This window comes from Kiloniella laminariae, from assembly GCF_027214005.1.
Lineage (GTDB): Bacteria > Pseudomonadota > Alphaproteobacteria > Kiloniellales > Kiloniellaceae > Kiloniella > Kiloniella laminariae_A.
The window spans coordinates 367,938-383,175 of sequence record NZ_JAPWGY010000002.1; the positions used below are offsets into that span (position 1 = coordinate 367,938).

Annotated in this window: 16 protein-coding genes; 11 read left to right on the forward strand and 5 right to left on the reverse strand. The window is 52.5% G+C overall.

The window, feature by feature from the left end; genetic code table 11:
• The 5 genes from O4H49_RS06425 (at window position 1) to O4H49_RS06445 (ending at window position 5,274) form a co-directional block, all read left to right on the forward strand.
• Window positions 1–837, forward strand: coding sequence for an ABC transporter ATP-binding protein (locus O4H49_RS06425; RefSeq protein WP_269422610.1), 837 nt, complete (start codon window positions 1–3; stop codon window positions 835–837).
• A gap of 73 nt (window positions 838–910) precedes the next feature.
• Window positions 911–2,320: a DNA repair protein RadA gene (radA, locus tag O4H49_RS06430; RefSeq protein ID WP_269422611.1), complete on the forward strand. Its 1,410-nt coding sequence runs from the start codon at window positions 911–913 to the stop codon at window positions 2,318–2,320.
• A 22-nt stretch (window positions 2,321–2,342) separates the two neighbouring features.
• Entirely contained in the window at window positions 2,343–3,032 is a 690-nt protein-coding gene (locus tag O4H49_RS06435; RefSeq protein WP_269422612.1) for a CvpA family protein, read from the forward strand.
• A gap of 34 nt (window positions 3,033–3,066) precedes the next feature.
• Window positions 3,067–4,524 (forward strand): amidophosphoribosyltransferase, encoded by a 1,458-nt coding sequence (gene purF / locus O4H49_RS06440; protein WP_269422613.1) that lies wholly within the window; start codon window positions 3,067–3,069, stop codon window positions 4,522–4,524.
• 12 nt (window positions 4,525–4,536) lie between these two features.
• Window positions 4,537–5,274, forward strand: a complete 738-nt coding sequence (locus O4H49_RS06445; RefSeq protein ID WP_269422614.1) for an SDR family NAD(P)-dependent oxidoreductase — start codon at window positions 4,537–4,539, stop codon at window positions 5,272–5,274.
• Window positions 5,275–5,383: 109 nt separating this feature from the next.
• On the opposite strand, the gene O4H49_RS06450 is transcribed toward O4H49_RS06445, so the two are convergent.
• The 4 genes from O4H49_RS06450 to O4H49_RS06465 form a co-directional block, all read right to left on the reverse strand.
• Window positions 5,384–5,674: a DUF1330 domain-containing protein gene (locus O4H49_RS06450; RefSeq protein ID WP_269422615.1), complete on the reverse strand. Its 291-nt coding sequence runs from the start codon at window positions 5,672–5,674 to the stop codon at window positions 5,384–5,386.
• A gap of 156 nt (window positions 5,675–5,830) precedes the next feature.
• A complete protein-coding gene (gene der, locus O4H49_RS06455; RefSeq protein ID WP_269422616.1) occupies window positions 5,831–7,303 on the reverse strand; it encodes a ribosome biogenesis GTPase Der in 1,473 nt (490 codons plus the stop codon).
• 34 nt (window positions 7,304–7,337) lie between these two features.
• The gene (locus tag O4H49_RS06460; RefSeq protein ID WP_269422617.1) at window positions 7,338–8,672 is read right to left on the reverse strand and encodes a PQQ-binding-like beta-propeller repeat protein; all 1,335 of its coding nucleotides are present in this window, start codon (window positions 8,670–8,672) and stop codon (window positions 7,338–7,340) included.
• 5 nt (window positions 8,673–8,677) lie between these two features.
• A complete protein-coding gene (locus tag O4H49_RS06465) occupies window positions 8,678–9,319 on the reverse strand; it encodes a tetratricopeptide repeat protein (RefSeq protein ID WP_269422618.1) in 642 nt (213 codons plus the stop codon).
• Between the two features lie 285 nt (window positions 9,320–9,604).
• Here O4H49_RS06465 and O4H49_RS06470 point away from each other — a divergent pair, with 285 nt between their 5' ends.
• The 3 genes from O4H49_RS06470 (at window position 9,605) to O4H49_RS06480 (ending at window position 11,603) form a co-directional block, all read left to right on the forward strand.
• On the forward strand, window positions 9,605–10,003 hold the full coding sequence (locus tag O4H49_RS06470) for a hypothetical protein (protein WP_269422619.1): 399 nt from the start codon (window positions 9,605–9,607) through the stop codon (window positions 10,001–10,003).
• A 101-nt stretch (window positions 10,004–10,104) separates the two neighbouring features.
• Window positions 10,105–10,443 carry a DUF2794 domain-containing protein gene (locus O4H49_RS06475; protein WP_269422620.1) on the forward strand — a complete coding sequence of 113 codons (339 nt, stop codon included), beginning with the start codon at window positions 10,105–10,107 and terminating at the stop codon, window positions 10,441–10,443.
• Between the two features lie 128 nt (window positions 10,444–10,571).
• On the forward strand, window positions 10,572–11,603 hold the full coding sequence (locus tag O4H49_RS06480; RefSeq protein WP_269422621.1) for a GGDEF domain-containing protein: 1,032 nt from the start codon (window positions 10,572–10,574) through the stop codon (window positions 11,601–11,603).
• Between the two features lie 103 nt (window positions 11,604–11,706).
• Here O4H49_RS06480 and O4H49_RS06485 read toward each other — a convergent pair whose 3' ends face one another.
• Window positions 11,707–11,928 (reverse strand): SlyX family protein, encoded by a 222-nt coding sequence (locus tag O4H49_RS06485; protein WP_269422622.1) that lies wholly within the window; start codon window positions 11,926–11,928, stop codon window positions 11,707–11,709.
• A gap of 140 nt (window positions 11,929–12,068) precedes the next feature.
• Here O4H49_RS06485 and O4H49_RS06490 point away from each other — a divergent pair, with 140 nt between their 5' ends.
• The 3 genes from O4H49_RS06490 to O4H49_RS06500 all read left to right on the forward strand — a co-directional run bounded on the left by O4H49_RS06490 (window position 12,069) and on the right by O4H49_RS06500 (window position 15,152).
• Complete coding sequence (locus O4H49_RS06490; protein WP_269422623.1) at window positions 12,069–12,395, forward strand: ArsR/SmtB family transcription factor; 327 nt, start codon at window positions 12,069–12,071, stop codon at window positions 12,393–12,395.
• A gap of 82 nt (window positions 12,396–12,477) precedes the next feature.
• Window positions 12,478–13,938, forward strand: a complete 1,461-nt coding sequence (locus O4H49_RS06495; protein ID WP_269422624.1) for an NAD(P)-binding domain-containing protein — start codon at window positions 12,478–12,480, stop codon at window positions 13,936–13,938.
• 2 nt (window positions 13,939–13,940) lie between these two features.
• Window positions 13,941–15,152, forward strand: coding sequence for an MFS transporter (locus O4H49_RS06500; RefSeq protein ID WP_269422625.1), 1,212 nt, complete (start codon window positions 13,941–13,943; stop codon window positions 15,150–15,152).
• Window positions 15,153–15,238: the final 86 nt, after the last annotated feature.

The following is a 15,238-nucleotide window of genomic DNA, read 5'->3' on the forward strand; positions in this document are numbered from 1 at the left end:
ATGACGTCTCAGACATCCCAGAAGAACAATCAACAAAACGCCCAGGAAAACCCGCCGGTCAAAATCCGGATTCGCGGCCTGAACAAGGCCTTTGGCCCCAAGGTCGTGCTCGACGGTCTCGACCTGGATATCCATGAGGGAAAATCTCTTGTTGTTATCGGGGGCTCTGGCACAGGGAAATCGGTCCTGCTCAAATGCATTCTTGGTCTGCTTAAACCTGACTCCGGCAGCATCGAGATCGATGGACAGGAGATCGTTGGTCTGGGGAACGACGCTATGGAAGTCGTGCGTCAGAAATTTGGCATGCTGTTCCAGTACGCCGCCCTGTTTGATTCCCTAACGATATGGGAGAACGTCGCTTTCGGTCTGATGCAAGCCCATGGCATGTCCAAATCCGACGCTTACACAATCGCCATGGAGAAACTGGCACTGGTTGGTCTTGGAGAACGTTTTGCCGGAAAATTCCCGGCTGAACTGTCCACCGGGATGCGCAAGCGTGTCGGGCTGGCCCGTGCCATCGCCACCTCTCCCGATGTCCTGTTTTTTGATGAACCGACAACCGGTCTTGATCCGGTCATGGGAGATGTAATCGACCAGCTGATCGTCCAGTCAGTTCAGGGATTAGGCGCGACGGCCCTGACCATCTCTCACGACATGGACAGTGCCAGACGTATATCCGATCGCATCGCCATGCTTTATGATGGAAAGATTGCCTGGGTGGGGAACACCCCGGATCTTGATACAACTGATAACCCCTATATCCATCAGTTTATCAATGGCCTGTTAGAGGGCCCGATCCAGTTCCGCTTGACCGGTACCGACAGGGCAACCGGCTAAGAGACCTGATTTCAGGTCAGTAAAATTTCAGGTCAGTGATAATCTCCTGACTTTATCGCCGAGGAGGTTTGACTTGGCCAAGAATATAACCCGCTTTGTTTGCCAATCCTGTGGTGCAGATTACGCCAAATGGAGCGGCAAGTGTGAATCCTGCCACGAATGGAACAGCATAACTGAAGAAGCAGGTTCTTCGAATGTGCCCGGTGGCCTCGCCAAAAAAAATATCCGCAAGGGCAAACAGATCGAGTTTGTCAGCCTTGAAGGGAGCAGCAAGCCCCTCACCCGGTATGTCAGTAACAATGCAGAGTTTGACCGGGTCTGCGGTGGCGGCCTTGTTCCGGGCTCAGCTGTTCTGATTGGCGGAGATCCCGGTATCGGGAAGTCGACCCTACTGACCCAGATACTTGCCTCTCTCGCAACCCATGCAAAAGCCCGGTGTGTTTACATATCAGGTGAAGAAGCCATTGATCAGGTTCGCCTGCGCGCCAGAAGGCTCGGCCTCAAGGCTGATGATTTCCTGCTTGCCTCGGCAACCTCGGTCAGGGACATCGCCACAACACTGGACGAACACAACCCGCCGCAAGTGGTGGTGATTGATTCGATCCAGACCATGTTTATCGACAGTCTGGATTCAGCCCCCGGCACCGTTTCCCAGGTTCGTGCCTCGGCACAGGAGCTGATCCAGCTGGCCAAAGCACGCGGTTTCTGCCTTTTGCTGGTTGGGCATGTCACCAAAGAAGGCGTGATCGCCGGACCTAAGGTTCTCGAGCACATGGTCGATACGGTACTGACTTTTGAAGGAGAGCGGGGGCATCACTTTCGAATCCTGCGTGCGGCAAAGAACCGTTTTGGCCCGACCGACGAAATCGGGGTGTTTGAAATGTCCGAACAAGGGCTGGAGCAGGTTTCAAATCCCTCGGCCCTGTTTCTTGCAGAACGGCGTGGCAACATTTCCGGTGCCGCCGTTTTTGCCGGGCTGGAAGGGACACGTCCCGTCCTGGTCGAGATCCAGGCACTGGTCTCCCCCTCCCAACAGGCCAACCCGCGCCGTGCCGTTGTTGGCTGGGATTCCGGTCGACTGGCGATGATCCTTGCCGTGCTTGAAGCCCGCTGTGGTCTTGTTCTGGCAGGAAACGAAGTTTATCTGAACGTGGCGGGGGGATTGAGGATCAGTGAACCAGCCGCAGATATGGCCGTGGCTGCGGCTCTGATCTCTGCCGCAATGGACATTCCAGTCCCTGAAAAGACTGTCGTTTTTGGTGAAATCGGTCTGTCAGGTGAAATCAGATCTGTCAGTCAGTCAGAAAGCCGTTTGAAAGAAGCCAGCAAGCTCGGCTTTGAAAAAGCAATAATTCCGCCCCTTCGTGCAAAGAAGAATTGTAATGCAGACGCTTCGGGGTTAGATACAAGGCAGATTGAACACCTGCAGGACCTTGTGGCGCTTTTTGCCGCCAAAACAGTAAGGAAAGCGGCAGGTGGCTAACCGGCAAAAGTGATAGAACTTGATGGAAAACCTCCCCATCTCACTTCTGGATGTCGCTGTTATCGGCATACTTGCAGTCTCTGGACTTTTTGCTCTCTTCCGGGGGCTTGTCCATGAGGTTCTGTCCGTAGCCTCCTGGATCGGGGCCGGCTTTATTACGCTCTGGGGATTTCATCCCCTGCTGCCCTATGTGCAGAAATTCATCAACATTCCCTTTGTCGCCGAGCTGGTAACGGGTTTTGCTATTTTTGCCGTGGCACTGGGCCTGATGATGGTGGTCATCAGAATGATCTGCAAACATGTCAGAGCCAGTACCTTCGGCCCGCTTGACCGTTCCCTGGGTTTTCTGTTTGGCCTGGTTCGGGGCGCTGTGATTGTCTGCCTTTGCTGGATCGCCCTTTTTGTTTTCCTTATGCCACAGGAAGAAGGCTGGCCGATTGATGTTGAGCGCGCCAAAACCCGCCCGGCCATTCAACAAAGCTCTGCCCTGCTCGTCAGGCTCCTGCCTGAAAAGTTCCATACAGAAACGATTACCAAGGTATTGCAACAGGCCGAAGCAGCGAGACAGGTCTATAATGCGACCCAGACCTATCAAAAACTGATCAAACCGGAAATTCCCGATCCCGAACCTAAAGAAGGGGAACCCGGTTATAACGACACCATGCGCACACAGATGCAAAAAACCATCGAAGCTGTGAATGGCAGCGAATGATGGACAGCATTCCGAGTTCAGGAGAGCGAAAGCCATGACACCCGATTATCTTCACGATGATGACAAACTCCATGAGGAATGTGGCGTTTATGCCGTACATGGACACGAAGGCGCAGCAGCCCTTGTAACACTCGGCCTGCATGCCCTGCAGCATCGAGGGCAGGAAGCCGCCGGGATTGTCAGTTATGACGGCAAGGAGTTCTATAACCATCGCGCCCTGGGGCTTGTTGGCGACAACTTCTCTTCACAGGAAGTCATTGAACGTCTTCAGGGGAATATGTCCATCGGACACACCCGCTATTCCACAACAGGGGAAACGGCACTTCGGAATGTACAGCCCCTGTTTGCCGAACTGCACGCGGGCGGTTTTGCGCTGTGTCACAACGGCAACCTGACCAATTCCCAGAAAATTCGAGACCAGCTGGTTATGCGCGGTTCGATCTTCCAGTCCACCATGGACACGGAAGTCATCCTGCATCTGGTTGCCACCTCTATTCGCGATACCATTGTCGGCAAGGTGATTGATGCCATTCAACGGATTGAGGGTGCCTATGCCCTGCTTTGCATGACCAAAGAGGGTGTCATTGCCGTTCGGGATCCCCACGGCATTCGTCCGCTGGTTCTTGGCAGCTTTGAAGGCGGTTATGTCGTTGCTTCTGAGACCTGTGCCCTGGATATCATCGGTGCTGAATTTGTTCGCGATGTCGAGCCCGGCGAGTTGATCGTGATCAACGACGAAGGCGTCCAGTCCATGCGTCCTTTTCCACCGACGCGCAAGCAGACCTGTATCTTTGAATACATCTATTTTGCCCGCCCGGACTCTTTCATTGATGGCATCAGTGTTTATGACGCGCGCAAAAACATCGGCAAGGGGCTGGCCCAGGAAAGCCATGTGGAAGCAGACGTCGTGGTTCCCGTTCCGGATTCCGGGGTCCCTGCCGCGATCGGTTACTCGCAGGAATCAGGTGTACCCTTTGAACTTGGTATTATCCGCAATCATTATGTCGGACGGACCTTTATCGAACCGGGCCAACAGATCAGAAACCTTGGCGTCAAACTGAAACACAACGCCAACAAAGCCGTCCTGGCAGGGAAAAGGGTTATTCTGGTTGATGACTCGCTTGTAAGGGGAACGACCTCTCTCAAAATTGTCGAAATGGTGCGTGCCGCCGGTGCCAAGGAAGTGCATATGCGCATCGCTTCCCCGCCCATCGGATACCCCTATTTCTATGGGATCGATATTTCCAAATCCAAAGAGCTGCTTGCCGCCCAGATGGATCTGGAGGAAATGGCCAGCTATATCGGCGTAGACAGCCTGGCGTTTCTTTCCATCGACGGCATGTATCGGGCAATGGGCCTTGAAGGGCGAAATGACCTGGAACCTCAATATTGCGATTCCCCTTTCACCGGATACTATCCTACCCGTATTGACGATTACCAGGATCACGTCGTCGATGTTCCCAAATTCAAAAAACCTAAAAAAGCCGGCTAGGAAACTTAAAAGATGACAGAGCAAACACCCCTCCATCTTGTTGAGGGCCGTCTTGAAGGACGCCTCGCCCTGATTACCGGAGCATCCCGCGGTATCGGCCGGGCCGTAGCAAAACGCTTTGCTGCAGAGGGTGCCCAGCTTTTGCTTATGGCAAGGACTGTAGGAGCACTGGAAGAGCTTGATGACGAGATCCGTGCCGCAGGGGGCAAAAACCCGGTGCTCATTCCCCATGACCTCAAGGAAATGGATGGACTGGATCACCTCGGTGCTTCGCTTTTCGAGCGTTACGGCAAGCTGGATGTTCTGGTTGGCAACGCGGGGTCTCTTGGACCTCTCTCGCCCATCGGCCATATCAAGCCCAAGGTCTGGCAGGAGGTTTTTGACATCAATGTCACAGCCAACTACCGGCTGATTCGCAGTCTTGATCCCCTCTTGAGAAAATCGGATGCCGGGCGGGCCATCTTTGTCACCACCAGTGCAACCGCAAAAGCCTATTGGAGTGTCTACAAGGCCTCCAAGGCCGCACTGAACACCCTGGTGCAAACCTATGCTGATGAAGTCGAGAAAACCACTGTACGCGCCAATCTGATTTCACCAGGCCCTATGCGTACGGCCATGCGGGAAAAAGCCTTTCCCGGCGAAGATCCGATGAGCCTGCCTGCCCCAGAGAGCATTACCGATATCTTTGTCGAGCTTGCCTCAGCCAGCTACCAGCTCAATGGACAGTTCATCGATCTCAAGCAGAAATGATCTGATCCACCTCTCTAATCGAGACTGATCGGTCACTGTATTGGGTTGTTGGGTATGATACAGCCGGGTTTATTTTCAATGAGCCCGGCTGTAGTAAAGCGCTACAGGTTCAGATGCCCTCAAGGATCGCCAGCGTACATTCGGCGTTTGCATGACGCATGGCCTTTATCGGTGCGTAGTCTTCACTGTCTATGAATTTTTTTGCCGCCTCCATGTCCGCGAATTCAATCAGAACCAGACGGGTTGGAGACCAGAGGTCGTTCTCGACAACCTCCATGGCACCACCTCTTGTGCGATAGGTACCCCCGTATTTCTCGGCCAGCGGTTTGGCCAGGGCTTTATATTCCTCATAAACTTCCGGGTTGCTGATTTTGGTATCAACCAGAATAAAAGCACTCATAAAGTCATTCCTTTAAGATCGTACGTATCTCACGGTTTCTGTTCAAAACAGTTGCCTTGTACAGCTTGAACCGCCCGAAGTTTTTTCCGCTATTTACAAAGACAAAAGGCCGCTTGAAAGCGACCTTTTGCGAGAATATTCTACAAGGGAAAACAATCAGTTATTGCGTTTCTTCTTGCCTGCATAAGGGTTGTCACCCTTTTTCATATGAAGGCGGATCGGAACACCCGGGAGATCGAACGTATCGCGCAGATTGTTTTCGATAAACCTGCTGTAGGATGCCGGAAGATCTTCGGGCAAGGAACAGGAAATCGCAAAGGTCGGCGGCCGCGCCCTTGCCTGGGTGATATATTTCAGCTTGATCCGACGGCCACCCGGTGCGGGAGGCGGATGGATCTCAAGCAGTTCGGACAGCCATCTGTTCAGGCCGGAAGTTGGAATACGGCGATTCCAGATTTCATAAATGTTAAAGACAGCATCCAGCATCTTGTTCAGATTCTGCCCCTTCAGAGCAGAGATCGTGACGACCGGAATTCCCTTAACCTGTGGCAGGGAAGTCTGCAGGCGATCCCGAACCAGCTGCATCACCTCGTCCTTGTTCGGACAGGCATCCCACTTGTTCACAGCGATAATCAGCGCGCGCCCTTCATCAATCACGGTACGGGCGATGGTCAGATCCTGCTTTTCAAGAATGCCATCTGAATCAAGCACAAGGATAACCACCTGGGCAAACTTCAGGGCGCGGATGGTATCAGAAGCCGAGAGTTTCTCGACCTTGTCCATAATCTTGGATTTACGCCGCAGACCGGCTGTATCAACCAGCTTGATCGGACGTCCCTGATATTCCCACTCGACAGAGATCGCATCACGGGTAATACCCGCTTCCGGGCCAGTCAGAAGCCGCTCTTCGCCCAGCAGCTTGTTGACCAGGGTCGACTTTCCGACATTCGGACGTCCGACGATCGCCAGTTGCAGTGGTCCCCGAACGATCTCTTCGTCTTCTTCCTCGAAATCGTCGTCATCAAGAAAATCATGATCTTCAGAATCGTCTTGCGTCGCAGGGATCTCTTCTTCCTCTGCTTCCAAGTTCGCAGGTGGAATATAGGGAGAAGCGACAACCTTGTCTTCAGCTGCCTTTTCCATATGTTCCTTGATGATGTCATAGAGATCACTGCTGCCCAGACCATGTTCGGCAGAAAAAGGGATCGGCTCGCCAAGACCAAGGCTGTAGGCTTCCATCAATCCGATATCGCCAACCTTGCCTTCACACTTGTTCGCCATAAGGGCAATCGGTGTCTTTCCCTTGCGCAGGAACTTGGCAAAGTGTTCGTCTATCGGCATGACACCGACCCGCGCATCGATCAGCATCAGAACCAGATCAGCTTCGGACACAGCCTGCTCGGTCTGCTGACGCATCCTTGCTTCCAGGCTCTGGTCGAATGCCTCTTCAAGACCTGCTGTATCAATCACCTTAAAACGCAAGCCGAACAGGAATGCTTCCCCTTCGCGGCGATCACGTGTGACCCCGGGCTGATCATCAACCAGCGCCAGTCTTTTACCGATCAGGCGGTTGAAAAGTGTGGACTTGCCCACATTCGGTCGCCCGACTATGGCAACTGTGAAAGTCATTTTTTTGTCTTTCTTTCGCGGCAAGCCACAAGGCCTAGCGCATCGCGATAATTTCTGCTTCTGCAGTCAGGAAATACAAGCTGTTTCCGGCAACAACGGGGGGCATGGCTGCACCATCCGGCAAATCCAGAAAACCAAGTACTTCCCCGGTATAGGGAGATAGTGAAATCGCTTCTCCGTGAGAGCCTGCAACAATAAGACGGTCACTGGCCAGCACAGGACCCTGCCAGACGATCAACCCTTTACGATCCTCAGGATCGGTAAAACGGGGCAGAGGCTGGACCCAGCGGATGCGACCATCGTCACGACGAACTGCTGCAACTTGCGCATCGTTGGTCAGGACATAAATGAAATCACCCGCAACCCAGGGCATCTGGACACCACCGATGTCTGTATCCCACAGGCGCACGCCCTCTTTTATATCAATGGCGACCATGCGTCCGGAGTGACTTATCGCGATCACCCGGTCCCTGTCAATAACCGGCATTGCCTTGATATGCGCAAGATCGGTAAGCGGGTCGGTTTTCTGGACAGAGGAGAGATCAATTCCCCATTTGAGATCGCCTTCAACGACATCAATCGCAACAATTTCCCCCGAGGAATAGGGAACGATCAGGATCCGTCCGGCAACTGCAGGGCTCGCGCCCCCCAGCAGGCTGGTTTCGGCCTGCACCCCCACATGGCTCCAGAGACGTCGCCCGTCATCCGCAGCAAGAGATATTGTCTGGTTATCAAGAGTAACGATAAAGACACGACCGCCGTTCACCGTTGGTGCAGCACGCATCGGAGCGGGGACATCCTGGGTCCAGAGAATCGCCCCGGAGCGAACATCCAGAGCAAAAACCCGGGCAAAGCCGGTTGATACAAAAATACGACCGTCCGCATAGGCAATACCACCGCCGAAGTAGCCGTCTTCTTCATCGTTCGGCTCAAGATCTTTTTCCCAGTATACTTTTCCAGTATTCCGGTCATACGCCTTAACCGTCGAGCGGGAATCCATTGTAAAGAGGACAGATTCAACCACCAGAGGCTGGGCAAGAATAATCTCGTCACCGTCATTTTCCTCGCCAATGCCATCGCTCCAGATTTCTCGTGGCATTTCGCCCAAAGAAAGATGGAACATCGCATGAGCCGGGTTACCACCATTGTGGGTCCAGAAGGTGTTTTCAAAAGGTTTTGGCAAGAGGATACGTTGATCGGAAATTGTCGAATCTGCAGTCAGGCCCTTATCCCCGGAATGAATCGAAATCCTTGCCCCTGGCAAAGGAGGGTCTTCATCTTCACCCAGCCATTTATCTGCAAGGCTACAACCGGTCAAAGCCAGCCCCAGAGCAATCGTGAACAGGCCCTTACGCATTTCCAACAACATATGAATTACTCCGCCAGCGTCTCGAGGATCTGGGCAGCCCTACTCTGGATACCGCCTGGTGCATCTGGTGCATCGACCAACTGCTGGAAAAATGAACGCGCGCTCGTGTGATCGTCTTCACGAAGCGCAACCAGAGCCTGAAGCTCAATTGCACTGTAGCGGAAAGCAGCGCCAGGTACAGCCAGCAACGCCAGACGTTTCTTTACATCCGCGATATCGCCGGTCTCTACCAAATGCATCACAGCCAGCAAAGAGGCAACATCCCGAAGCCGATCAATTGGCGGGGAACTCGCCGCGATTTCATCCCAAAGAGCAACAGCAGAAGCGATATCGCCCTGCTCGGCCAGAATACTGGCCTGCTCGAAACGTGCCAGGGTGCCATACCCGTCATCGGTAGTGGACAGTTCTGCAAGAGCCGATTTTGCCTCATCCAGCTTTCCGGCCTCACTCAGTCCGAGAGCCTGGGAAAACTGAACTGACTTCTCACTCCGAACGGTTTGCTGATAGTTGTTCCAAAGCTGGAAACCAGCTGTCACAAGGACGATGGCGATAGCAGCTGCAATCACCCATTTCCCGTATTTTTTCCACAGAAGTTCCACGCGTTCACGTTTTAGATCTTCTTCGACTTCCTGAAAGATATCAGCCACGAAATAATTTTCCCTCGGGTTGCGAGCAGTTGTCTCAAGTCAGTCCCCAACTCGTCCAGTCCCCCCCTGCAGGTGCAGGAAGACAGGGTTGGCATAAAACTCACTCCAATTTCGCTGAACTTTATATAGAAACTTTACCCTATCAACAATCAGGAATAACCAATTCTCCCTGCTTTCGGGCAAAGCTTTGCTGTTAACTGCTAATATTTTATTTACTTAAACGATTTAGAGTACATAAAGAGACTCACGACCGATGGAATACTCGGACATAAAATAGGCAAAATTATGAAGCGTTTTTTTGGAGCCATACTGGGCTGCTTTTTGACTTTCGGCTCCCTTTCAGGCTGTACCTGGTCTGACCCGGTGATGCTCACCGCCAGTGTCGGCACCCTTGTCTATACCGACAAGACCATAACTGATCACTTTACCAGTTGGGCGATGGCTAAAGACTGCTCCATTCTCTATACCTCAAAAGGGGAAGCCTATTGTCGGGATGAAGAACTCGAGGCCGATCTGACCAGTACTGGCTATGAAAATCTATATTGCTATCGCAATATAGGCGGTGTGACCTGTTATGAAAGCCCGTATGAAGAAGCCAGTTCGCAGACAGTGATTCATCATAGCGCGCAGCAACAACAGCCCGCAGTTGCCAAAAGCAATTCAACAAATCCTGTGATACAATAAGCCGGAAAAGCAAATCATCTGGCCTGACGAATAAGTGGATATTTACAAAAAAATCAGCCAATCTGTCTTTAAGAAGGAGAAGAGCAGGAGACACATTCTGTATGACATCTGTCTATTATCTGGATAAAAAACACACGAAACCCTTTTCCGTTACCTTTGATCGCAAGGAGCTTGGAATGCTCCTATCCATTTACAGCCAGAGAGTTGCCCGGGGCGAATGGCGTGACTATGCAATTGATCTTCTGGATGACTGCGCGGTCTTTTCCATCTTCAGGCATGCACACGAGACCCCCCTCTTTGCGATCATCAAAGCCAAGGGGCACAAAAACAGGTATGACGAATTTACAGTCTTTAACGGTCAGAAGCGGCTGACAAAATCAAGAAATCTTCCTGAAGCTCTCTCAGTATTTGACAAACAATCACATAATCTTAATCACTAGAAACGAATTTGCTATACATTCTTGTCGTCTTGTTTCATGGACCACAAAATAACTGATAAAACTTATAAAGGGTTCCCCCAGCCTCAAGCGGTTGATTTCGGGTTGAACCGGAGAAGGAAACAGAGGACATGCAGATCGCTGATAGTTTTGCCAAGGCCGAGGAATACGCAGAACTCGCTTTTGCAACCATGAAGCAAAGAGGTATTCCCGCTACCCCCCAGAATTACACGCTCTGGTATGATTATGTCAGCGACAAAAACCCTGAACTGAAAATGGCAATCGATGCCATTCTTGATCAACATGGAAGTTTTTCTTCTGAAATCTGTCAGCAGCTGTTCCAGAAGTTTTATCAGATAGAAGGCAATCACAGTGATGAAATTCACCAAGTGGGCCTGAAACTGCAAAGCACCATGAAACAGGTGATCGAGCAGATTGGTGTTGCAGGAAGTGACAGCGAGAATTACGGAGAGAAGATCGCCAGCCTTGCGACCGATATCGCCAGCGAAGACAACGTTGCCTCACTGAAAAGCTTTGTCGAAGAAATTGTCCTCGAAACTGCTGCGATCACAGAAAAAAACAAGGCCTTGCAAAACCAGTTGCAACAATCTTCGCAAGAGATCAGCAAACTTCAGCAAAATCTTGACCGGGTCAAGGCAGAATCCCTGACCGATGCCCTGACGCAGATCGGGAACCGCAAACTCTTTGACGCCAAGTTGATGCAGGAAGCAGGAAATGCTTCAGCCGAAGGCACCGAACTCTGTCTCCTGCTGATGGATATAGATCACTTCAAGAAATTCAACGACACCTACGGTCACCGGATCGGCGACGAGGTGCTTAAGGTGGTTGGCAAGAAGCTCGTTGAAGCTGTTAAAGGTCAAGATACCCCTGCCCGATACGGCGGAGAAGAGTTTGCCTGCATACTCCCTGATACAAGCCTTGAAGATGCTGCCGATCTTGCCGACCAGATCCGGGAGAAAATTTCCAAACAGGTGCTCAAAAACAAAAAAACCGGGCAGGAATTTGGCCGGATTACCTTATCTATTGGTGTCTCCAGATACGTCATCGGAGAGGCACTCGAAAATCTGGTCCAACGCGCTGACGAAGCACTGTACCGGGCAAAAAATCAGGGGCGGAACAAGGTAATCAAGGAGATATCCTGAGATCAGGGCTTCACCTGATTTGGGTTTTATACCTCATCATATCAAATAAAAACCGCCATCTGTACTTTCCCCCCTACTTTCTGGCCGACTGCCTTCACCCCGGTTAGTAATGAGGAGGTTTTCTTCCGGATTCCGGCTCGGTTTCAAGCTCATCAAGAAGATGTTGAACCTGGTCCAGCCTGCGCGAAAGTGTCTCGATTTTCTGCCACTGTTTGGCCAGAACATCACTCAGGTCATGAATAACCTGCTCCTGCTCTGCCACGTGCGATTCCAGCGTATCAATACGCATAACGAGTTCTTCTGACACCTTGGTCTCCTTGCTCATAACCCTGTACCTGTGACAGACCTATATAGAAGCCACAGGGACAGGCCAATCTTTACTAAAGAGGGCTTTTGATTATTACTTATTTCGGTAATTCCAGAAATACAGTTGACAAATAAATTTGAAAAGCCCATCTTCCTAGCATGAAAACAGATTTTGCAGCATCACAACTTGAAGCACTGGGCAAACCGACCCGGCTGGATATTTTTCGTACCCTGATTCGTGCTGGGAGTGAAGGTTTACCTGTTGGTTCTCTGCAAGAAAGGCTGGATATTGCCCCCTCCACTCTCTCGCATCATCTGAAGACGTTACTGATATCAGGGCTGATTACCCAGGAACGACAGGCCACGACCCTGATCTGCCGCGCCAACTACCAGTCCATGCAAGAGCTGATCGACTTTCTGATGTCGGAATGCTGTGTTGAGGGCAGCAGAACAACTGAGCCTGACTGCACCACCAAGCGCTGTTAAACCCACTTACCTGCCCTTCCTGTTCCAAGGGCTGTTGTTTTGAACTTCATTATTTCCATATTTCCAGAATAAAGGTAATAAAATGAAAAACACCAACCAGACAATCGCAATCATCGGTGCAGGGCCTGTTGGTCTTGCTGCTGCAGTCCGGGCCATGGAACGGGGACTTGTGCCAATCATCTTTGAGAAAGGTTCCGTTGTCGGCCAGGCAATCCGGCAGTGGCAACATGTCCGTATGTTTTCCCCCTGGCAATACAACATTGACAGCGCCTGTCGACAATTGTTGCTAGCCTCCGGCTGGCAGGAACCAGCAGCGGAAACCTTTCCCACAGGCGGTGATTTTGTCGCCGGTTATCTTGCGCCGCTGGCAGAGTTGCCCGAGTTGAAAAAACATTTGCTGTTTTCGAGCAAGGTTACCGCGATCTCCCGGGTCGGATATGACAAGTTGAAAACCCCAGGCAGAAACTCGACCCCGTTCGAGATCCGCTATCAAAAAGATGCGGAAGAAAAAGTGTTGCTGGTCGATGCAGTGCTTGATGCATCCGGCACCTGGGACAGCCCCAATCCAGCAGGGGCCAACGGCCTGCCCGCCATTGGAGAAAAGCAGGCAGCAGCCCGGATCAGCTATGGTATGCCAGACATCCTGGGGACCAAAAGAAACCGCTACGCCGGCAAGCGTGTGGCTGTGCTCGGCATGGGACATTCAGCCACCGGCAATCTGATCGACCTTGTCGCCCTCAAGAAGCAGGTCCCTGATACTTCAATCGTATGGCTGGTACGAGGCGAAGATCCGAGCCGCGCCTTTGGTGGTGGCGCCAATGACCAGCTGGCAGCCCGAGGTGCTCTTGGTGTCGAAATCAGGAAACTGCTGGAAGAAGGAGATCTCAGCTTGAAAGCCGGGTTCCGCCTGTCACATATCAGCGAAGACAACACAGGTTTGCAGCTTCAAAGCGAGGGAATTTCTACCTCTCAACAGATCAGCGTAGATGAACTCATCGTCTCCACCGGCTTCCGGCCTGACTTTTCTTTTGCCAGCGAAATTCGCCTCTTGCTCGACCCGGCACTCGAATGTCCACCTGCCCTGGCCCCTTTGATTGATCCCAATGAACACAGCTGTGGTACGGTGCGGCCACATGGTGCGGCAGAACTGGCGCAGCCGGAACAGGGCTTTTATATTGCCGGTATGAAGTCCTACGGACGGGCACCGACCTTTCTCACGTTGACAGGCTACGAACAGGTCCGGTCGATACTCGCTGAAATTGCAGGCGACAAGGAAGCCGCTGCCCGGGTAGAATTACGCTTGCCGGAAACAGGTGTCTGTTCGTCGGATCGTGTCACAGAAACGGGAAAAGCATCCAGCTGCTGTGGTGCCCCTGCGATTTCGCCGGATACCGCTACAGAAACGGAGAAAGCATCCGGCTGTTGTGGCGGCCCCGCGATTCAGAGAAAAGACGCCTGCTGCGTTAAAGACGAAGTAGCCAAAGACCAGGGAAAAGCCGGTTGCGGCTGTGGTACAACATCCCCACAAGAGGCCGTAGCCTAAAAATGAAAGCACACACTAACAGGCAAAAATATCTGGTTATCGGGGCACTGGGCAGCAGTCAAACACTCGCTTGGGCCTCGAGTTACTATCTTATAGCCATACTGGCCGACGCCATGGCCCTGGACACCAACAGTAGTACGACCATGGTCTTTGCTGCCTTTTCCGCCGCCCTATTACTCAGTGCCCTGCTCGGGCCCAAGATGGGCAAAACCATTGACCGGATTGGTGGACGCGGCGTGCTTGTGGCCTCAAACCTGACCTTCGCCGCAGGCCTGTTGCTGCTCGCCTCAGCCGAAACAACCCTCTCTCTCTGGTTAGGCTGGGGCGTGATGGGGGCTGCGATGGGTTTTGGGCTGTACGATGCCGCCTTTGCCACACTTGGGCGTCTTTACGGTACATCGGCCCGTTCAGCCATCACCGGGATCACATTAATTGCCGGTTTTGCCAGCACCATCGGATGGCCGCTGACCGCCTGGGGGGAAGCCGAGCTGGGTTGGCGCATGACCTGCGTCGCCTGGGCCATCGGACATTTGCTGTTTGCCTTGCCGCTGAACTTCTTTTGCCTGCCAAAGTTCATCGTTAACAAGGAGATCGCAGAAGAAAACGAAGCCCCTCATATCGTTCTGGATCGGACCATGTGGCTGTTGGGCTTTGCCTTTGCCGCCGGTTGGGTAATCTCCACCGGGATGGCGGCCCATCTGCCGCGGTTGCTCGAAGCTGCCGGGGCCACCTCTGCACAAGCTGTTGCAGCGGGGGCTTTGATGGGTCCGGCACAGGTCGCCGCCCGCCTGCTTGAAGCCGGATACCTCAAACGCTTCCATCCGATTATCTCGGCCAGGATCGCGGCAATCACCCATCCCATTGGGGCGTTTCTGCTTATTACCGCTGCTGGCCTGGGGGGTGGTGGCTGGCTCGCCCTGCCTTTTGCCCTGCTCCACGGCACGGGCAATGGTATCCTGACCATTGCCAAGGGAACTCTGCCGCTGGCACTCTATGGCCCGAAAAACTATGGCTACCGGATCGGACTGCTGGGCATGCCTTCACGTCTGGCACAGGTTGGTGCCCCGCTCGCCTTTGGCTGGCTGATAAGCCACTATGGATCTGGCGCACTTCTGGTTTCGGGCGGTCTTGCCCTGCTTGCTTTTTCCGCCTTTATTCTGGTGAGAGTACCAAGCGGTTCCGGGACGGAAGAGCTGAGCGTAACAACAGGCTGAAGCAATATGTATCTCCAAACAACAAAACCCGCTTGAATGCGGGTTTTGTTGTTTGGAGGAATCGCACCAGAAGTGATGACATAAAC